This is a genomic window from Pseudomonas sp. GM_Psu_1 (assembly GCF_026544185.1).
GTDB lineage: Bacteria > Pseudomonadota > Gammaproteobacteria > Pseudomonadales > Pseudomonadaceae > Chryseomonas > Chryseomonas oryzihabitans.
Genome location: NZ_JALNUX010000004.1, coordinates 284,772 through 303,468, shown reverse-complemented (window position 1 = coordinate 303,468; position 18,697 = coordinate 284,772). Strand labels below are relative to the sequence as shown.

Sequence of the window (18,697 nt, the reverse complement as noted above, 5' to 3'; positions counted from 1 at the left end):
GGAGACGACGATGAAGGTCACCCTGCAGCCCTCGGGTGCGGTACTGGAAACCCAGCCTGGCGAAGCCATCCTGGCCGCCGCGCAGCGCCTCGGCTACAGCGGACCGCACAGCTGCCGCAATGGCAACTGCCAGCTCTGCGCCGCGCTGCTGGTGGAGGGGCAGGTCAGCCAGCACGGCCAGACGGTCGATCACGGCGAGGTCTATGTCTGCGTGGCGGTGCCCCTGAGCGATTGTCTGCTGCAGTGGGACGGCGTCCTGGCGCCCGGCGAATTGCCGGTGCGCACGCTGGCCTGCCAGGTGGTGGCGCTGGATGACGTGGGGGGCGATGTTCGCCGGGTACGGCTGCGCGCGCCGGCCGGGCGACCGCCGCGCTATCACGCCGGCCAGTACCTGCTGATCGGTCGTGACGACGGCAAGCAGTCGGCCTTTTCCCTGGCCTCGGCGCCCCACCAGGGGCGTGAGCTGGAATTGCACGTGCTGGCGCGCGAGGCCAGCAGCCAGGCGCTGCTGGCGCAACTGGAAGGCAAGGGCATGGCCCAGGTCGAGCTGCCCTATGGGGATGCCCATCTGGCCGAGCTGCCCGATGGTCCCCTGGTGCTGATCGCCGCCGGGACCGGCATGGCGCAGATGCACAGCCTGATCGAAGACGCCCGCACCCGCGGCTTCGCCCATCCGGTGCACCTCTACTGGGGCGTGCGCACGCCGGACGACTTCTATGCCATCGAGGCCTGGGAGCAATGGGCGGAGCTGCCCAATCTCGTCCTCAACCGCGTGGTGAGCGATGCCTGTGGCTGGGAAGGGCGCTGTGGTCTGCTGCACGAGGTGGTGCGGGCGGATTTCACCGACCTGAGCGGCCTGCACGTCTATGCCAGCGGCTCACCGGCGATGGTCTATGCCACCCTGGACGCCCTGGTGGACGCCGGCATGGATGCGCACCAGATGCGCGCCGACGTCTTCGCCTACGCGCCGCGGGGTTGATGCGGCTCGCGGCCATGGGCCGCTCTTACAGTTCACCCTAACTGTAGGAGCGGCCCATGGCCGCGATTTGTCAGTGGCGTTCAGCGCTACCGCTGCGACTTGGCCACCATGCCGGTGTGTCTCAGAGTCATCGCCAGGAAGACGATGGCCAGGACGCAGGAGCCGATCAGCAGCATGAAGCCGCCATCCCAGCCGAAGTGGTCCACGGTGTAGCCGACCAGGGCATTGGCCGCCACCGAGCCACCCAGGTAGCCGAACAGTCCGGTAAAGCCCGCAGCGGTGCCGGCGGCCTTCTTGGGCACCAGTTCCAGCGCCTGCAGACCGATCAGCATCACCGGACCGTAGATCAGGAAACCGATGCAGACCAGGGCCGCCAGGTCGACGCCGGGATTGCCTTCCGGGTTGAGCCAGTAGACCAGGGTGGCGATCATCACGCCAAGCATGAACACCACGCCGGTGGCGCCGCGGTTGCCGCGAAACAGCTTGTCCGAGAGCCAGCCGCAGAGCAGGGTGCCGGGGATGCCGGCCCACTCGTAGAAGAAGTAGGCCCAGGAGGTCTTGTCCACCGAGAAGTGCTTGGCTTCCTTGAGGTAGGTGGGTGCCCAGTCCAGCACGCCATAGCGCAGCAGATAGACGAAGACGTTGGCAAAGGCGATGTACCAGAGCAGGCGGTTCTTCAGCACGTACTCGACGAAGATCTCCTTGGTGGAGAATTCACGTTCGTGACCTTCGCTGTAGCCCTCGGGGAAGTCCTGTTTCCAGTGTTCCACCGACGGCAGGCCGCAGGATTGCGGGGTGTCTCTCATGGCGATGAAGGCGAAGGCCGCGACCGCCAGGGCCACCACGGCCGGGACATAGAAGGCGGCGTGCCAGTCGTTGAACCAGGCCAGGCCGAGCAGGAACAGCGGACCGATCAGGCCGCCGCCGACGTTGTGGGCGACGTTCCACACCGAAACCACCCCGCCACGCTCCTTCTGCGACCACCAGTGCACCATGGTGCGACCGCTGGGCGGCCAGCCCATGCCCTGGAACCAGCCGTTGAGGAACAGCAGGACGAACATGATGCTGACGCTGGAGGTGGCCCAGGGCGCGAATCCGAACAGCAGCATCACCAGCGCCGACATCACCAGCCCGAAGGGCAGGAAGTAGCGCGGATTGGAGCGGTCCGAGACCAGCCCCATGAGGAATTTGGACAGGCCGTAGGCGATGGCCACCGCGGACAGCGCCACGCCCAGTTCGCCCCGGCTGTAGCCTTGCTCCACCAGGTAGGGCATGGCCAGCGAGAAGTTCTTGCGGAGCAGGTAGTAGCCGGCATAGCCGATAAAGATCCCGGCAAAGATCTGCCAGCGGAGACGGCGGTAGACGGGGTCGATGCGATCGGCGGGCAGCGGCGCGCGGTGGGCCGCGGGGGCGAAGATTCCAAGCATGGGAGCCTCGGTATTGTTATAGGTATTAATCGAAAGCGAACATTCCAGGTTCGTTTTCGAATATTACAATGATATTACAGCGGGTCCAGGCTTTTCCGCCCTGTGGCAGCGGCAGCCCGGATTCCCTCTTGATCTGCGGGGGTTGCGCGCCTAGGGTGGCGCGTCTTTGCCGTTGTTTTCGCGAGTCGTCATGCCTGCCTGGAAAGTCCTCTCCTCCCGCGCCCTGAACCTGGCCACCGCCCTGTTCGAACGCTATCCGCGGCTGATCGCCCTGGCCGGCTTCATCTCGGGGATCTGCAGCTTCCTGCTGGTGGACCGGCAGAAGGGCTTCGCCCCGGTGATGGCCGTGGTCATGCTGGCGAGCTGGGTCTGGCTGATGTTGGAAAACGTGCTGCGGGGCTGGGTCAGCCGCCGTTTCGGCTGGGAATTGCCGCCGCCGCTGCTGCGCTACGCCACCCAGCTGATCCACCAGGAAAGCCTGTTCTTCTGCCTGCCGTTCTTTGCCATCACCACGGCCTGGAACAGCGGCCAGGCGCTGTTCACCGGGCTGCTCGGCGCGGCCGCGCTGGTGTCCATCATCGATCCGCTCTACTACAAGGCCCTGGCGCCGCGGCGCTGGGTGTTCCTCAGCTACCACACCCTGACCCTGTTCGCGGTGCTGCTCACGGCGCTGCCGATCATCCTGCACCTGACCACCACCCAGAGCTACGAACTGGCCTTGGGGGTCGCCGTGCTGCTGTCCTTTCCCAGTCTGGCGGTGGCCTTCCGGGTACGCCTCGGCTGGCGCTGGCTGGGGCTGCTGGGGCTGTGCCTGGCCATCGGCGCCTTCGGCTGGCTGGGGCGCGCCTGGGTGCCGCCGGCCACCCTGTGGCTGACCGACATGGGCATGAGCACCAACTTCGACAGCCTCAAGCGCCAGCCCGGCGATGCGGTGAAAAGCCTGAGCATTGCCCAACTGCGCGCCCAGGGGCTTTATGCCTTCACCGCCATCAATGCGCCGCGCGGTCTGAACGAGCGCATCTACCACGTCTGGCGCCATGCCGGTCAGGAGGTGGATCGGATTCCGCTGGATATCAGCGGCGGTCGCGAGGCCGGTTATCGCGCCTGGACCCACAAGCAGAACTTCCCCGGTGACGTGACCGGCCGTTGGCAGGTGCAAGTGGTGACGGACGTCGGCCAGGTGATCGGAACCCTCAGGTTCGAGGTGACCCCTTGAGCCGTGCTGGCTATGCTGCAGCCATCCACCCGCGAGGATCCAACGTGAAAGCTGTCGTTGCCATTGTGTTGTCTTTCTGCCTGGCCATGAATGTCTGGGGCGAAGAGAAGAAGGAAGGGAAGGAAGGCGAGGCGCCCAAGACCGAGTTCTACAACCTGACCCCGGCGCTGGTCGGCAACTATGGCAGCGGTCCCAAGCTCAAGTACTACAAGGCCGACATCGCCCTGATGATGACCGGCAAGGAAGCCAAGGATAAGGTCGAGTTCCACGAGCCGCTGCTGCGCAATCAGCTGGTGATGCTCTTCGCCCAGCAGACCGACGAGACCCTGGCGGGTGTCGAAGCCCGCGAGAAGCTGCGCCAGGAGGCCCTCAAGCAGGTGCAGAGCGTCCTGACCCAGGAGGAGGGCAAGCCCCTGGTGGAAGACCTGCTGTTCAACAACCTGATCATCCAGCCCTGAAGCCAGCGCTCAGCCGCGGGCCGCGGCGACGATCGCCGCCCATTCCGCTGCGCTGACCGGCATCACCGAGAGGCGGTTGCCCTTGCGCAGCAGGGCGAAGTCGGCGAGTGCTGACAGCTGGCGCAGGCGCGGCAGGGTCAGCACCCGCGGAAAGGCCTCGACGAAGGCGACCTGGCGCGCCGTCCAGGGGTTGTCTGAGACACTGGCCTTGGGCGCATGATAGGGACTTTCGGGATCCAGGGCGGTGGGATCCGCGAAGGCTTCGCCGACGATGCGGCCGATGCCGGCAATGCCGGGTTCGGCGCAACTCGAATGGTGAAAGAAGAACAGCTCGTCGGGCGCCATGGCGCGCAGGAAGTTGCGCGCCTGGTAGTTGCGTACCCCGTCCCAGCGCGCCTGGCCCAGGCGTTCCAGGTCGGCCAGCGAGAATTCATCGGGTTCGGATTTCAACAGCCAGCAGGCCACGGTTCGTCTCCTGACGAATGGAGGCTCGGGAGCTTCCAGGAAAGGGTCTGGTCGATTGCAAGGGGCGACCGCTTGTCGCAGAATGCCGCGCATTCCGGATGTAGTCTGATCGTACGCGCTGAGCATAACAGGGCGACGTCCTGTCCTGCCCAAAGGTGCCAGCAAGGGGGTGGCCCAGCTCGATGAAACGCAAACCTGATCTGTTGTGGGTGCTGGTCCTGATCTTTACCCTGGGTGTCGTCACCACCGGGTACACCCAGAGCTTCTGGGAGCAGCGCCAGAGCCAGCAATACGCCCGCTATGCCAGCGACACTCAGCCGGCGCGGGAAGTCTCGCCCGTACGCTGAGCGTACCAGCCGTCATCGCTCACCACGGCCGCCATGGGCACGTCCCAGGCCGCCAGTGCCAGCCGCTCCACCTTCTGACATTCATGGGCACAGCCGATCAGTTGCGGGCTGTGCCATTGCCGCCGGCGTGCCAGATAGGCCAGGTTGCGGTCATAGAAGCCCTTGCCCATGCCCAGGCGTCCGCCCTGGGGATCGAAACCCACCAGTGGCATCAGAATCAGGTCCAGCGCCCAGGTCGGGCGCCCCAGGCGCCGATCCGGGCGCGGCTCGGCGATGCCGAATCTATTGCGCACCCAGGATTCGCCACGACCCACGCGCTGAAAGATCATCGCCGTCCGCGGCCAGCGCGAAAGCACCGGTAGGTAGGTGGCCTTGCCGCGACGCTGGGCTTCTTCGAGCAACGGACGCGGATCGATCTCGCCATCGCTGGGCAGGTAGAAGGCGATATGCCGGGCACGACGAAACAGCGGATGCTGCGCGAGCTGCCGATAGAGCTGGCGGGCGGCCTGGCGTTGCTGAACAGGGGTGAGGGCGCGACGTCGCTGGCGGAGGAGCTTGCGCAGCGCGGGCCTGCTGAGATCGGGAGAAGACGGGGTGGTCATGAAGGAAATGAGCTCTCCGGAATGCCGCTGCCGGTGTAGCCCTTGAACCCTTGGTTCAAGGTGGGAGAAGTCGTAGACCTTTAGGCTTTCCGCCGTAGCGGACATGCACACCAGTCTGACGAGCAACCCCCGGGGTGTTGCTTATCGGCTCGGGGACATGACCGACTGGCGCACACACCAGAGAGTGACCTCCAGTATACGCCCCTGAGCCGGGATGCAAACCCCCACCTGTCCCCGGTCGGCGATCAGGCGGTGGTGTCGTGTTCGGTGATCAGCGCCCGGTCGACGCGATCCAGCAGATCGCGAACCCGCTCGCGGGTGCTGCTGACTTCCAGGCTGACATCGTCCTGGCGGTGCAGCAGTTCGTGGGTGATGTTGAGGGCGGCCATCACGGCCACGCGGTCGGCGCCGATGACCTTGCCGCTGCCGCGGATCTCGCGCATCTTGCCGTCCAGGTAGCGAGCGGTGCTCTCCAGGTTGGCGCGCTCGTCAGCCGGGCAGCTGATGCGATATTCCTTTTCCAGTATCTGGACGGTCACGGTCTCGATGCTCATGAGTCCTGCTCCAAGGCTTTCAGGCGTAAAATCATCGCTTCGACCTTCGATCTGGCCAATTCGTTCTTTTCGATCAACTCGGCGCGCTCCTGGCGCCAGTTGCGCTCGCCCTGGCGCAGTTGTCGATTCTGCCGCTGCAATTCCTCGAGACGCAGGAGCAGGCGCTCCACACGGTCACCGAGGGCTTCCAGATCGGCGTCGAGGGGCGTGTCGCGAGACTCGCGCATGAGGGCTACAGCTCCAGAAGGGTGCAACGAGATTGGCCGCCGGCGGGGTCAGCGCGTAGGATAAGGCTTCATTCTAGCCAGCGCCTCACCTCGACGCCATGTCCAGCTCAGCATCCGCCTACGCCGCCTTCGCCACCCTGCTCGCCGAGGCCGCTCTGCCGGTCTCGCCCGCCGAACTCCACGGTCACCTGCTCGGGCGGGTCTGCGGGGGCGCGGGCTTCGACGAGAACGACTGGCTGGCCGCGGCCAGCGAGCTGCTCGGTGGCGCGCCGGGCGAGCGTCTGCAGGCGGCGCTCTCGGGTCTGCTGGGCATGGTGCAGCAGGAATTCGCCGGTCAGCAGGTGGCCCTGGTGCTGATGCTGCCGCCGGACGAGGTGCCGCTCGCCGAGCGCACCGCGGCCCTGGGCCAGTGGTGTCAGGGCTTCCTCGCCGGCTTCGGCCTGTCCGGCCGCACCGGCGAGGTCTCCGGCGAGGCGCGCGAGGTGCTCGAGGACCTGGCGGCCATCGCCCAGATCCAGGAGCCGGCCGAGGAAGGCGAAGAGGGCGAGAACGACTTCATGGAAGTCACCGAGTACCTGCGCGTCGCCCCGCTGCTGCTCTATGGCGAATACGGCCGCGGTCCCATTCCCGAACCCGCACCCGTGGTGCACTGAGCGGCCATGCCGCGGATCCACAAGGCCGAATTCGCCCGTCGCCGCCGCGCCCTGATGGCAGAGATCGGCCACGGCGGCATCGCCCTGCTGCCCGCCGCTCCGGTGTGCCTGCGCAATCGCGACATCGAACAGCCCTATCGCCAGGACAGCGACTTCCAGTACCTCACCGGCTTTCCCGAACCCGAAGCCCTGGCCGTGCTGATTCCCGGCCGGGCCCACGGTGAATACCTACTGTTCTGCCGCGAGCGGGACGCGGAGCTGGAGCGCTGGGAAGGCCGGCGCGCCGGTCAGGAAGGGGCACTGGCCGACTATGGCGCCGACGATGCCTTTCCCATCGGCGATCTGGACGACATCCTGCCCGGGCTGCTGGAAGGGCGCGAGCGGGTCTACTACGCCATGGGCGCCCATCCGGAATTCGAGCGGCAGCTGCTCAACTGGATCGAACTGATCCGCGCCAAGGCCGACCAGGGCGCCTCGCCGCCGCGGGAGCTGCTGGCGCTGGATACCCTGTTGCACGACAGCCGGCTGTACAAGTCGGCCGCCGAGGTGCGCCTGCTCAAGGCCGCCGCCGAGCTGACCTGCGCCGCCCACCTGCGCGCCATCCAGGCCTGTCGGCCGGGGCTGCGCGAGTACCACCTGGAGGCGGAACTGGACTACTGCTTCCGCCAGGGCGGGGCTCGGCTGGCGGCCTATGGCTCCATCGTCGCCGCCGGGGCCAATGCCTGCGTCATGCACTACCAGGCCAACGATGCCCCTCTGCGCGACGGCGACCTGGTGCTGATCGATGCCGGCTGCGAGCTGGAGTGCTATGCCAGTGACGTGACCCGCACCTTTCCGGTGAATGGCCGCTTCTCGCCGGAGCAGCGGCAGCTGTACGACATCGTGCTGGCCGCCAACCAGGCCGCCATCGCCTGCGTCGCGCCCGGACGGCACTGGAACGAACCCCACGAAGCCACGGTCAGGGTGATCACCGAGGGGCTGCTAGCCCTGGGGCTGCTGCAGGGCGAACTGGATGCGCTGATCGAGGCCGGCGCCTGTCGTGAGTTCTACATGCACCGCGCCGGACACTGGCTGGGGCTGGACGTCCACGACGTCGGCGAATACCGCATCGGCGATCAGTGGCGGATGCTGGAGCCCGGCATGGTGCTGACCGTGGAGCCCGGACTCTACATCCCGGTGGAGGCCGAGGTGCCGCGCAAATGGCGCGGCCTGGGCATCCGCATCGAAGACGAGGTGCTGGTGACGCGCAGTGGTTGCGAGGTGCTGACCGCCGGCCTGCCCAAGGCGGCCGCGGAGATCGAAGGCTTGATGGCGGCCGCGCGCGACCGCCGGGAGAACGCTCATGCAACGTCCTGATATCGCCATCATCGGTGGCGGCCTGGTGGGCGCCAGTCTGGCCCTGGCCCTGCAGGCCGGCGCCAAGGCGCGCGGCTGGCGCATCCTGCTGGTGGAGCCCTTCGCTCCCGGCGACACCTATCAGCCCAGCTACGATGCCCGCTCCTCGGCGCTCTCCTACGGCTCGCGGCTGATCTACCAGCGCCTCGGTGTCTGGGACGCCCTGGCCGAGCATGCCGAGGCGATCCGCGAGATCCAGGTCTCCGACCAGGGCCGCTTCGGCGTGACCCAGCTGCTCGCCCGCGACGAGAACCTGCCAGCGCTGGGCTATGTGGTGGAGAACGCCTGGATCGGCCAGGTGCTCTGGCAGGCGCTGGATCGCGAGGTGGTGGAATGGCGCTGCCCGGCCGAGGTACGCACGCTCACCGCCGTTGCCGACGGCTATCGCCTGGAGCTGGAGGATGGCGACATCCTCGAATGCGGCCTGGCGGTACTGGCCGACGGCGGCCGCTCGGCGCTGCGCGAGTCCCTTGGCATCGAGGTGCGGCGGACGGTCTATGAGCAGACCGCGCTGATCGCCAACGTCTCGACCAATCTCGGCCATGGCGGCCGCGCCTTCGAGCGCTTCACGCCCCACGGCCCCCTGGCGCTGCTGCCCCTGCCGGGCCAGCGCAGCGCGCTGGTCTGGACCCAGCCGGACGGCGAGGCCCTGCGACTGCAACAGGCGCCCGCTGCCGTCTTTCTCGCCGAATTGCAGCAGGCGGTGGGCTATCGCCTCGGCAGCTTCACCCAGGTCGGCGCCCGCCATGCCTATCCGCTGACCCTGCTGGAAGCCAACGAACAGGTCCGCCCGCATCTGGTGGTCCTGGGCAATGCCGCCCACAGCCTGCACCCCATCGCCGGCCAGGGTTTCAACCTGTCCCTGCGCGACGTCGACAGTCTGGCCGAGTGCCTGCTGGAGAGCGCCGCGGCGCCCGGCGACTTCGCCACCCTGCAGGACTACCTGCAGCGCCAGCGCCTGGACCAGCAGCTGACCATCGGCTTTTCCGATCGCATCACCCGGCTGTTTTCCAACAGCCGGCCCTGGCTCAGTGCCGGGCGCAACCTGGGCCTGGTCGGCCTGGAGCTGTGCCCGCCGGCCAAGAGTGCCTTCGCCCGCCAGGCCATGGGCCTGGGTACCCGTCCCTGACCTGCGAGGAGAAACGAGCATGCTGACCCATGCGGATCTGGTGATCGTCGGTGCCGGCATGGTCGGCAGCGCCCTGGCCCTGGCCCTGGCCGACAGCGGCCTGTCGGTGGTGCTGCTCGACCGCGGCCCGCTCACCCCCGGCGCGGTCGAGAGCGACCTGCCCTTCGAACCCCGGGTCAGCGCCCTGTCGCTGGCCAGCCAGCGCATCCTGCAGCGCCTCGGCGCCTGGGACGGCATCCTCGCGCGGCGCGTCAGTCCCTACCAGGCGATGCACGTCTGGGACGGCTCCGGCACCGGCGCCGTGCATTTCGATGCCGCCAGCGTGCACGCCGAGGTGCTCGGCCACATCGTCGAGAATCGCGTGGTGCAGGATGCCCTGCTCGAACGCCTGGCCGAGGCCAACGTCCTGCTCCTGCCCGAGGCGCGCCTGGAATTGCTGCGCCGCTCCGGCGATCAGTGGCTGGTGCAACTGGCCGGCGATCGCCAGATCCGCGCGCCCCTGGTAGTGGCTGCCGATGGCGCCACCTCCGCCGTGCGCCGTCTGGCCGGGCTGGAAACCCGCGAATGGGACTATCTGCACCATGCCATCGTCACCAGTGTGCGCTGCGCCGAATCGCACCAGCGCACCGCCTGGCAAAGATTCACCGACGACGGCCCGCTGGCCTTCCTGCCGCTGGACCGCGGTGGCGACACCCGCTGGTGCTCCATCGTCTGGTCCTGCACGCCCAAGCAGGGCGAGCGGCTGATGGCCCTGGACGACGCGGCCTTCTGCCAGGCCCTGGGCGAGGCCTTCGAGCAGCGCCTGGGCAAGGTGGAGTGCAGCGACACACGGCTGTGCATCCCGCTGCGCCAGCGCCATGCCAAGCGCTATGTGGAACCCGGTCTGGCCCTGATCGGCGATGCCGCCCACGTCATCCACCCGCTGGCCGGGCAGGGCGTCAACCTGGGCTTTCTCGACGCCGCGGTGCTGGCCGAGGAACTGCGCCATGCCCAGGCGCGCGGTGAATCCATCGCCGAGCAGCGGGTGCTGGAGCGCTACGAGCGCCGCCGCATGCCGCACAACCTGGCGATGATGGCGGCGATGGAAGGCTTCCAGCGGCTGTTCCAGGACGACCGCCTGCCGCTGCGCTGGCTGCGCAACGCCGCGCTCAAGCAGGTCGATCGCCATTTCGAAGCCAAGGCCCTGTTCGTGCGCCGCGCCCTGGGCCTGTCCGGCGATGTGCCGGAATTGGCCAAGGTAGTGGCCTAGCAGCCTCAGGCGTCGCCCAGGTCTCCGGCCAGCTCCAGCACCTGCTGCCGCCAGGTGGCCTCGCGGGGCAGGGCGAGAAAGTGCGGATTGAGAAAGGACTCGCGCATCTCGTAGGTGAGGGGCTGGCCGTCCAGGGTCAGGACCTCGCCGCCAGCGCCTTCCAGCACGCCCTGGGCGGCGGCGGTGTCCCACTGGGAGGTGGGGGCGAGCCGGGGATAGAAGTCGGCCAGGCCTTCGGCCAGGAGGCAGAACTTGAGCGAGCTGCCGACGCTGACCAGCTTGGGTTCGCCCAGGGTGGTGCCCAGTTCTTCCAGCAGCCGCTGCTGGGCCGGACTGCCGTGACGGCGACTGGCGACCACGGTGAAGGCTTCTTCCGGTTGGGTGCGCACGCCGATCTCGACGCCGTCCTCGCCCTGGATACGGAAGGCGCCCAGTTCGCGGCCGCCGCTAAAGCAGACGTCCCGGGTAGGGATGCCGACCACGCCAAAGATCACCTGGCCGCGCTCGACCAGGGCCACGTTGACGGTGAATTCCTCGCTGCCGTCGATGAATTCCTTGGTGCCGTCCAGGGGGTCGACCACCCACCAGACGTCCCAGGCGCTGCGCGCCGCGAAGGGGATGTCACAGGCTTCTTCCGACAGCACCGGCACGTCCGGGGTCAGGCGCGCCAGGCCTTCGGCCAGCACCCGGTGGGCGGCGAGGTCGGCGGCGGTCACCGGCGAGTCGTCGCTCTTCTGCCGCACCGCCACGCCCTGGCGCCAATGGGGCAGGATGGCCGCGCCGGCCTGGCGCACCAGGTCGACGACGTTGAGCACCAGCGGAGCGGTAATGGAAACGGGCGCCATCATGCCGGCAGTTCTCCGCGTTGGGTGAGCAGGTCGCGCACCAGGTAGAGGGCGGCCAGGGCGCGGCCTTCGGAAAAGCGCGGATTCTGCACCAGCTGCGACAGCTCGCGCAGGTCGACGCTGCTGACTTCGAGGGGCTCGGGTTCGTCGCCCGGCAGGCGCTCGGGATAGAGGTCGCGGGCCAGCACCACGTGGATGCGCTGACTCATGTAGCCGGGGCTCAGCGACAGGGCGGTGAGGTATTCCAGCTGGCGCGCGCCAAAGCCGGCTTCTTCCTTGAGTTCGCGATTGGCGGCGTCGAGGATCTCTTCGCCCGGCTCCACCAGGCCCTTGGGCAGCGACAGTTCGTAGTCTTCCACGCCGCCGCAGTATTCCTCGATGAGCAGGGCGTGGGTGGCGTCCTGCAGGGCCACCACCATCACCGCGCCATGACCGGTGCCCTTGTTGGCCAGGCGCTCATAGGTGCGTTCCTCGCCGTTGGCGAAGCGCAACTGCATCTCCTCGACGGTGAACAGGCGGCTCTTGGCCACGATCTGTCGGGCGAGAACAGTGGGTTTCTGGCGCATGGACGGCTCCTGGGCTGGGCGGACGGGTATGATAACCCGCCTGTTACATGATCCGGAGTCACCATGACCCCTCTCGACTGGAGCCGTATCGATACCGTGTTGCTGGACATGGACGGCACCCTGCTCGATCTGCATTTCGACAACCATTTCTGGCTGGAGTACCTGCCGCAGCGCTATGCCGAGCGCCACGGCCAGTCCCTGGCGCTGGCCAAGGCCGAGCTGGAGCCGCTGTTTCTCAGTCACCAGGGCAAGCTGACCTGGTACTGCCTGGACTTCTGGAGCGCCGAGCTGGGCTTTTCCATGCGCGAACTCAAGGAGGAGATCGCCCACCTGATCGCCCTGCGGCCGGACGCCGACACCTTTCTAGCCGCCCTGCAACGCGCCGGCAAGCGGGTGGCGCTGATCACCAACGCCCACCGCGATTCCCTGTCGCTGAAGCTGGAGCGTATCGAGCTGGCGCCCTATTTCGATCGGCTGATCAGCTCCCACGACTACGGCTTTCCCAAGGAGGAGCAGCAGTTCTGGCACGCCCTGCAGGCCGACTTCGCCTTCGATCCGGCGCGCACCCTGTTCATCGACGACAACCTGCCGATCCTGCGCAGCGCCCGCGACTACGGCGTCGCCCACCTGCTGGCGATCCACGAGCCGGACAGCCGGCGCGGTCCCAAGGACAGCGAGGAATTCGAGGCGGTGCGGGATTATCGCGAGCTGCTGCCGCAGTGAGGACTGCCGCAGTCCTGGCGACCCTCACCCCGGCCCTCTCCCAGGGGGAGAGGGGGCAGAGCGCCCGGAGGTAATAAGTGGATATCAAGCAACTGCGCTTTCTCATCGCCCTGGACGAGACGCGTCACTTCGGCCAGGCGGCGGCGCGCTGCCACGTCACCCAGCCGACCCTGTCCATGCGCCTGCGTGGCCTGGAAGACGAGCTGGGGGTGGAGCTGGTGCGTCGCGGGCAGCGCTTCGAGGGATTCACCGAGGCGGGGCAGCGCATCCTCGCCTGGGCGCGCACCCTGATGGCCGCCCATGACGGTCTCTATGCCGAGGCCCAGGCCTTCCAGGGGCAACTGGTGGGCACCCTGAGGGTCGGCCTGGTGCCGCTGGCCAGCTTCGATCCCATGCCGCTGCTGCAGCACCTGCGCCTGCTGCACCCCAAGCTGCATTTCCAGCTGCAGGTGCTCAGCACCGAGCGCATCCTCGAAGCCGTGGCCAGCAATCGGCTGGAGCTGGGCATCTCCTACCTGGAACACCTCGATCCGGCGCGCTTCGACAGCCTGACCCTGACCGAGACGCGCATGGGCCTGCTCTATGACGAGCGGCATTTCAGCTTCGACCAGGCCGCGCTGGATTGGCAGGCGGTGGCCGGCTTGCCGCTCGGCCTGCTCACCGGCGCCATGCATTTTCGCCAGTCGGTGGATCATGGCTTTCGCAGCCTGGGGCTGACGCCACAGCCGGTGCTGGAGACCGACGCCGTCTATCTGCTCTTGCAGGCGGTCAATGCCGGTCTCTGCTGCGCCGTGGTGCCCCTGGCCGGCGGTTTCGATCGGCTCACCCCCCATGCCCGGCTGATTCCCATCGACACCGCCCGCACCCTGACCCCCCTGGGACTGCTCATTCGTCGGACCGAACCCCGACTGGCGGTCGCCGATGCCTGCTTTCAGGCGATCAAGGCCCTCTATGCCGAGAGTGATAGATAGGGCTTATCAAGGCATCGGTCATAGCGATTAGACGCCCTGGAGTCTGCTGGTTAATCTTTGATCTGTGTCAAACCGCCGCAGGTCGTTTTCGCCCATGTCCCAGGACTCGCCAGATCCCATTGCCCCGCTGCCCGCCGGCTATGCCTTCGCCGAGCTGGAGCAGCCCGCCGTGCGCGGCGAGCAGCCACTGGCCGAGGAAGTGGCGCTGGCCATTGCCTACAACGGCATCAGCCATGCGGTGATGATGGCGACGCCGGCCGACGTGGAAGACTACGTGGTCGGTTTCAGCCTCAGCGCCGGCATTGTCGAGTCCATCGACGACATCTATGGCATCCAGGTGCGTCGGGTCGGCGAAGCCCTCAATGTCGACGTCGAGATCAGCAGCCGTACCTTCTGGGCGCTCAAGCAACAGCGCCGCCAGTTGGCCGGCACCAGCGGTTGCGGCCTCTGCGGGGTCGAGGCTCTGGAGCAGGCGCTGCCGCAGCTGGACCGGCTACGCAAGGTGCCCTTGCCGCCGGCCATCCACCTGCACGACCTGCGCCAGCGCATCGATGCCGCCCAGGACCTGGGCCAGCGCAGCGGCGCGGTGCACGCCGCGCTGTTCATCGACGGCCAGGGCGAACTGACCCTGTGCCGCGAGGACATCGGTCGCCACAACGCCCTGGACAAGCTGATCGGCGCCCTGTTGCGCCAGCGCCAGCCGGTGCGCGAGGGCTGCGTGGTGGTCACCAGCCGTTGCAGCCTCGAACTCATCCACAAGGCGGTGCGGGCCGGACTCGCCACCCTCATCACTCTGTCGGCGCCTACCGGGCTGGCCGTGGAGTGGGCGCGCCGTCATCGTCTCAATCTGATCCATCTGCCACACCGGTCGCCGCCGCGGGTCTATGCCCCGGCGCCGGTGGCCCCTTGATCCCACGGGAATCGCCATGAACAAACCTCAGCAGTCCTTCAAACCCTATCAAGGCCCCGCCGCCGGCTGGGGCGCCCTGAAGAGCGTGGTGCACTTCTGGCTCGACAGCGGCAACGCCTTCAAGAATCTGCGGACCCTGCTCAAGACCAACCAGGACCATGGCTTCGACTGCCCCGGCTGCGCCTGGGGCGAGGCCCCGGAAAACGGCCTGGTGAAGTTCTGCGAGAACGGCGCCAAGGCGGTCAACTGGGAAGCCACCAAACGCCGCGTCGATGCCGCCTTCTTCGCTCGCCACAGCGTGACCTCGCTGCTGGAGCAGAGCGACTACTGGCTCGAATACCAGGGCCGGCTGACCGAGCCGCTGCGCTATGACGCGGCCACCGATCGCTATGTGCCCATCGCCTGGGACGCCGCCTTCGCGCTGATCGCCAAGGAGCTCAAGGCCCTGGCCAGTCCCGACGAAGCCGAGTTCTACACCTCGGGGCGCGCCAGCAACGAGGCGGCCTTCCTCTATCAGCTGTTCGTGCGCGCCTATGGCACCAACAACTTCCCCGATTGCTCGAACATGTGCCACGAGGCCAGCGGCGTGGGCCTGGGCCGCAGCATCGGCGTCGGCAAGGGCACCGTGACCTATCACGACCTGGACGAGGCGGATGCCATCTTCGTCATCGGCCAGAACCCCGGCACCAACCACCCGCGCATGATCGAGACCCTGCGCAACGCGGTGAAGCGCGGTGCCCAGGTGGTCTGCTTCAACCCGCTCAAGGAGCGGGGCCTGGAGCGCTTCCAGCACCCGCAAAGTCCGCTGGAGATGCTCACCAACGACTCGCGGCCGACCAACACCGCCTACTTCCGTCCGGCCCTGGGCGGCGACATGGCGGCGCTGCGCGGCATCGCCAAGTACCTCCTGCAGTGGGAGCGCGAAGCCGCTGCCAAGGGCGCCAAGCGCGTCTTCGACCACGATTTCATCGCCGCCCACACCCTGGGCATGGACGACTACCTGGCCCAGGTCGACGCCACCTCCTGGGAGCTGATCGAGCGCCAGTCGGGCTTGTCGCTGCATGAGATCGAGCAGGCCGCGCGCATGTATGCCCGCGCCGAGAAGGTCATCATCTGCTGGGCCATGGGCATCACCCAGCACCGCCACTCGGTGGCCACGGTGCAAGAGATCGCCAACCTGCAGTTGCTCTGCGGCCACATCGGCCGGCCCGGCGCCGGCCTCTGCCCGGTGCGCGGCCACAGCAACGTCCAGGGCGACCGCACCATGGGCATCGACGAGAAGGCCCCGGCCTGGCTCAGCGACGCCCTGGCCAAGCGCTTCGCCTTCGAGCCGCCACGCAATCGTGGTCACAACACCGTGGAAGCCATCGCCGCCATGGAGCAGGGCAAGGCCAAGGTGTTCATCGGCCTCGGCGGCAACTTCGCCCAGGCGACCCCGGACACCCCGCGCACCCACAGGGCGCTGCGCAAGTGCGACCTGACCGTGCATATCGCCACCAAGCTCAACCGCAGCCACCTGGTGACCGGTCGCCAGGCGCTGATCCTGCCCTGCCTGGGCCGCACCGAGATGGACGTGCAGAGGGGTGGCAAGCAGGCGATCACCGTGGAAGACAGCTTCAGCATGGTGCACGCCTCGGCCGGTATCCTGCGGCCGCTGTCGACGCAGATGAAGTCCGAGCCGGCCATCGTCGCCGGCCTGGCCAAGGCCACCCTGGGCAACCATCCGGTGGACTGGGACTGGCTGATCGAGGATTACGACCGCATCCGCGATCTGATCGCCGACGTCATTCCCGGCTTTCAGGACTTCAACGCGCGTCTCGCCGCACCCGGCGGTTTCTACCTGGGCAACAAGGCCGGACGCCGGGAGTGGAACACCCCCACCGGCAAGGCCAACTTCGCGGCCAATGCGCTGTTGCATGACCTCTTGCCGGATGCGGTCCGGCGCCAGGGCATCAAGCCCGACCTGATCCTGCAGACCATGAGATCCCACGACCAGTACAACACCACCATCTACAGCCTCGACGACCGCTATCGCGGCGTGAAGGGCCAGCGCGACGTGGTCTTCGTCAACCAGGCCGATCTGGATCGCCTGGGCGTGGCCGCCGGCGAGAAGGTGGATCTGGTCGCCCTGTGGGACGACGGCCTCGAACGCCGGGTCCGCGGCTTCACTGCGCTGCCGTTCGACATCCCGGTCGGCCAGGCAGCCGGCTACTACCCGGAGACCAATCCGCTGGTGCCCCTGGAAAGCTACGGCGAGGGCAGCTTCACGCCCACCTCCAAGTTCGTCGCCATCAAGGTCGAGAAGGCCAGCGCCGGCAACCGCATCGCCTCGGTGGCCTGACGCTCTCCCGGAAACGAAAAAAGCCGTCGTTAAGACGGCTTTTTTCATGGCGCTGCGCTGATCACTGCAGGGTGAAGAGCACCTTTACCTTGTCGGTGACCGCGGCCTTGTCCACGTAGCCGATGGCATCGGCTTCGCCGGCCACCTGGGCGACCACGGCGGCATCGCCGGCCACGCTGGGCAGCGGCTGGCCCTTGCCGGTGAACACCAGGCCCGACCAGTAGGACTTCAGCTGGGCTTCGTTCTTGTTGGCGACCTTGGCATAGAAGGCTTCCTTGGTGGCCGACCAGTCCTTCTGGTCGACGCCCTTCAGGGACTTGTCCTTGCCGAGGAAGATGTTGGCCACTTCCTCCTGGCCGGGTGTCTTGGCAGCGGCCGGATTGACGATCACGGCGACTTCGGCGTGGACCAGGCTGACGCTGAACAGTAGGGCGGCGCCGGTGAGCAGGCGGAGAGAACTCATGGGCGGATTCCTTAGAAGATGAAGTCGAGGCCGATGCTGATGATGTCCCCGTCGAAGTTGCGGGCCGGCGCGCCGAAGCGGCCGCCACTGCGGTCGTAGACGGCATTGGCGATGCTCTCGTTGTCGGTCTTGACGAAGGTGCCGTTGTAGCCGCCGGTGGTGTCGACGCGCTTGTATTCGCTCTTGAGCACCAGGCTGGGGGTGATGTTGTAGTTCAGGCCGTAGGTCCAGGAGCTCTGGCGACCGGCGCGTTCCTCGTCCAGCTGGGCGTAGGTCACATGGGCCAGGAAGTCACCGAAGCGGCGACCGGCCATCAGGTAGAAGGCGTTGCTGCTGCCCTGGTTGTCACCCTCGATGACGCGGCGGGTCCATTCGTTGCTGGTCAGCCAGGTGCCGTTGTCGTACTGGTAGCCGAGCGAGGTGAACTTGCCCTTCTGGTCGTCCAGGGTCAGCAACGGATAGTGCAGGTCGATGCTGGACTCGGTGTAGGCCAGGCGCACGGTGCCGTACTCGTTGGTCGCCAGGCTGACGTTGGCGGCGGCGATGCGCTTGTAGTCGATGTCGTAGAGGTCGTCGTTGACGAAGTAGTTGCGATTGACCGCCTGGCCCCCGCTCACCTGGAGGTTCAGGCTGCCGAAGGCGACCGGCAGACTCCAGAGGGCATCGGCGCCTTCGTAGTTGGAGACCTGCACCTGGCTGTAGACCTCGTCGGGCAGGCGCAGCCAGGGGTAGGTGATACCCACGTCCAGGGTCTCGGAATACATGAACACCGGCGTACGCAGGCGGCCGGCGCGGAAGGTCAGGTTGTCGGTGGCGTGGAAGGCCAGGTAGGCCCATTCCAGGTTGGCCTTCCACTGGTCCTGCTCGGCCTTGGCGGTGACCTGCACGGTGGCGTCCAGCTTGTCTGTCAGGCCGTACTGGAACTGGCCGCCCAGCTTGCTCAGCTGATCGCCGCGCCAGTGGTCGTTGGTCTGGCCATTGATGCCGAAGCTGCGGCCGTCGTCTTCGCCGCCCAGGTGGGTGATGCCGGCGGTGCCGAAGCCGTTGAAGCGATAGTCACCCTGATCGAGGGCGAGCGCGGATCCCGCGCAGGTGAGGGCCGCGCCGAAGGCGAGCAGACGTGCAAAAGCCATGGAAGTGCTCCTAGAGGTTTCTCGGTATAGGGAAAGGCGGTAGA

21 protein-coding genes and 1 other RNA gene are annotated in these 18,697 nt (G+C 67.2%); 12 read left to right on the top strand and 10 right to left on the bottom strand.

Annotated elements, in window-relative coordinates; genetic code table 11:
• Positions 1–10: 10 nt before the first annotated feature.
• On the top strand, positions 11–979 hold the full coding sequence (locus OXS31_RS08825) for a CDP-6-deoxy-delta-3,4-glucoseen reductase (protein WP_267398708.1): 969 nt from the start codon (positions 11–13) through the stop codon (positions 977–979).
• Positions 980–1,065: 86 nt separating this feature from the next.
• On the opposite strand, the gene glpT is transcribed toward OXS31_RS08825, so the two are convergent.
• A complete protein-coding gene (gene glpT, locus OXS31_RS08820) occupies positions 1,066–2,406 on the bottom strand; it encodes a glycerol-3-phosphate transporter (RefSeq protein WP_042135302.1) in 1,341 nt (446 codons plus the stop codon).
• A gap of 190 nt (positions 2,407–2,596) precedes the next feature.
• Between glpT and OXS31_RS08815 the strand changes: the two genes are divergently transcribed.
• Both OXS31_RS08815 and OXS31_RS08810 read left to right on the top strand, forming a co-directional pair.
• Positions 2,597–3,622, top strand: coding sequence for a DUF5924 family protein (locus tag OXS31_RS08815; protein ID WP_027598191.1), 1,026 nt, complete (start codon positions 2,597–2,599; stop codon positions 3,620–3,622).
• A 44-nt stretch (positions 3,623–3,666) separates the two neighbouring features.
• Positions 3,667–4,080: a flagellar basal body-associated protein FliL gene (locus tag OXS31_RS08810; RefSeq protein WP_027598192.1), complete on the top strand. Its 414-nt coding sequence runs from the start codon at positions 3,667–3,669 to the stop codon at positions 4,078–4,080.
• A gap of 9 nt (positions 4,081–4,089) precedes the next feature.
• On the opposite strand, the gene OXS31_RS08805 is transcribed toward OXS31_RS08810, so the two are convergent.
• On the bottom strand, positions 4,090–4,545 hold the full coding sequence (locus OXS31_RS08805) for an EVE domain-containing protein (protein WP_044341108.1): 456 nt from the start codon (positions 4,543–4,545) through the stop codon (positions 4,090–4,092).
• Positions 4,546–4,727: 182 nt separating this feature from the next.
• Between OXS31_RS08805 and OXS31_RS08800 the strand changes: the two genes are divergently transcribed.
• On the top strand, positions 4,728–4,892 hold the full coding sequence (locus OXS31_RS08800) for a hypothetical protein (RefSeq protein ID WP_169742417.1): 165 nt from the start codon (positions 4,728–4,730) through the stop codon (positions 4,890–4,892).
• On the opposite strand, the gene OXS31_RS08795 is transcribed toward OXS31_RS08800, so the two are convergent.
• The 4 genes from OXS31_RS08795 to OXS31_RS08780 form a co-directional block, all read right to left on the bottom strand.
• Positions 4,859–5,494 carry a 5-formyltetrahydrofolate cyclo-ligase gene (locus OXS31_RS08795; RefSeq protein ID WP_044341107.1) on the bottom strand — a complete coding sequence of 212 codons (636 nt, stop codon included), beginning with the start codon at positions 5,492–5,494 and terminating at the stop codon, positions 4,859–4,861. The two genes, OXS31_RS08800 and OXS31_RS08795, sit on opposite strands and share 34 nt — an antisense overlap.
• 9 nt (positions 5,495–5,503) lie before the next feature.
• Positions 5,504–5,681: non-coding RNA, 6S RNA (ssrS, locus tag OXS31_RS08790), on the bottom strand.
• A gap of 58 nt (positions 5,682–5,739) precedes the next feature.
• Positions 5,740–6,048 (bottom strand): cell division protein ZapA, encoded by a 309-nt coding sequence (locus OXS31_RS08785; protein WP_007161335.1) that lies wholly within the window; start codon positions 6,046–6,048, stop codon positions 5,740–5,742.
• On the bottom strand, positions 6,045–6,275 hold the full coding sequence (locus OXS31_RS08780; RefSeq protein WP_007161334.1) for a TIGR02449 family protein: 231 nt from the start codon (positions 6,273–6,275) through the stop codon (positions 6,045–6,047). The genes OXS31_RS08785 and OXS31_RS08780 overlap by 4 nt, the downstream gene beginning before the upstream one ends.
• Positions 6,276–6,373: 98 nt before the next feature.
• Between OXS31_RS08780 and OXS31_RS08775 the strand changes: the two genes are divergently transcribed.
• Genes OXS31_RS08775 through OXS31_RS08760 form a run of 4 tightly spaced genes read left to right on the top strand, consistent with a single transcriptional unit; the run spans position 6,374 to position 10,701 of the window.
• A complete protein-coding gene (locus OXS31_RS08775; protein WP_027598195.1) occupies positions 6,374–6,928 on the top strand; it encodes a UPF0149 family protein in 555 nt (184 codons plus the stop codon).
• 6 nt (positions 6,929–6,934) lie between these two features.
• Positions 6,935–8,284 carry a Xaa-Pro aminopeptidase gene (gene pepP, locus OXS31_RS08770; protein WP_027598196.1) on the top strand — a complete coding sequence of 450 codons (1,350 nt, stop codon included), beginning with the start codon at positions 6,935–6,937 and terminating at the stop codon, positions 8,282–8,284.
• Positions 8,271–9,452, top strand: coding sequence for a 2-octaprenyl-6-methoxyphenyl hydroxylase (gene ubiH / locus OXS31_RS08765; protein ID WP_144945812.1), 1,182 nt, complete (start codon positions 8,271–8,273; stop codon positions 9,450–9,452). The genes pepP and ubiH overlap by 14 nt, the downstream gene beginning before the upstream one ends.
• Positions 9,453–9,471: 19 nt before the next feature.
• Positions 9,472–10,701 (top strand): 2-octaprenyl-3-methyl-6-methoxy-1,4-benzoquinol hydroxylase, encoded by a 1,230-nt coding sequence (locus OXS31_RS08760; RefSeq protein ID WP_027598198.1) that lies wholly within the window; start codon positions 9,472–9,474, stop codon positions 10,699–10,701.
• Positions 10,702–10,706: 5 nt separating this feature from the next.
• Here the strand turns inward: OXS31_RS08760 and cysQ are convergent, their stop codons facing one another.
• Together cysQ and nudE are read right to left on the bottom strand one after the other, a co-directional pair.
• Positions 10,707–11,549, bottom strand: a complete 843-nt coding sequence (cysQ, locus tag OXS31_RS08755; protein ID WP_145249151.1) for a 3'(2'),5'-bisphosphate nucleotidase CysQ — start codon at positions 11,547–11,549, stop codon at positions 10,707–10,709.
• Positions 11,546–12,112 carry an ADP compounds hydrolase NudE gene (nudE, locus tag OXS31_RS08750; protein ID WP_027598200.1) on the bottom strand — a complete coding sequence of 189 codons (567 nt, stop codon included), beginning with the start codon at positions 12,110–12,112 and terminating at the stop codon, positions 11,546–11,548. The genes cysQ and nudE overlap by 4 nt, the downstream gene beginning before the upstream one ends.
• A gap of 63 nt (positions 12,113–12,175) precedes the next feature.
• Here nudE and yrfG point away from each other — a divergent pair, with 63 nt between their 5' ends.
• From yrfG to OXS31_RS08730, 4 genes are all read left to right on the top strand, one after another.
• Positions 12,176–12,835 carry a GMP/IMP nucleotidase gene (gene yrfG, locus OXS31_RS08745; RefSeq protein ID WP_007161327.1) on the top strand — a complete coding sequence of 220 codons (660 nt, stop codon included), beginning with the start codon at positions 12,176–12,178 and terminating at the stop codon, positions 12,833–12,835.
• 77 nt (positions 12,836–12,912) lie between these two features.
• Entirely contained in the window at positions 12,913–13,806 is an 894-nt protein-coding gene (locus OXS31_RS08740) for a LysR family transcriptional regulator (protein WP_150340069.1), read from the top strand.
• Positions 13,807–13,900: 94 nt separating this feature from the next.
• A complete protein-coding gene (gene fdhD / locus OXS31_RS08735; RefSeq protein ID WP_150340067.1) occupies positions 13,901–14,716 on the top strand; it encodes a formate dehydrogenase accessory sulfurtransferase FdhD in 816 nt (271 codons plus the stop codon).
• Between the two features lie 16 nt (positions 14,717–14,732).
• Positions 14,733–17,057 carry an FdhF/YdeP family oxidoreductase gene (locus OXS31_RS08730; RefSeq protein WP_074583516.1) on the top strand — a complete coding sequence of 775 codons (2,325 nt, stop codon included), beginning with the start codon at positions 14,733–14,735 and terminating at the stop codon, positions 17,055–17,057.
• Between the two features lie 61 nt (positions 17,058–17,118).
• On the opposite strand, the gene OXS31_RS08725 is transcribed toward OXS31_RS08730, so the two are convergent.
• Positions 17,119–17,520 (bottom strand): phosphate ABC transporter substrate-binding protein, encoded by a 402-nt coding sequence (locus tag OXS31_RS08725; RefSeq protein ID WP_074583517.1) that lies wholly within the window; start codon positions 17,518–17,520, stop codon positions 17,119–17,121.
• 11 nt (positions 17,521–17,531) lie between these two features.
• Positions 17,532–18,653, bottom strand: a complete 1,122-nt coding sequence (locus OXS31_RS08720; protein ID WP_267398704.1) for a hypothetical protein — start codon at positions 18,651–18,653, stop codon at positions 17,532–17,534.
• Between the last annotated feature and the right edge of the window lie 44 nt (positions 18,654–18,697).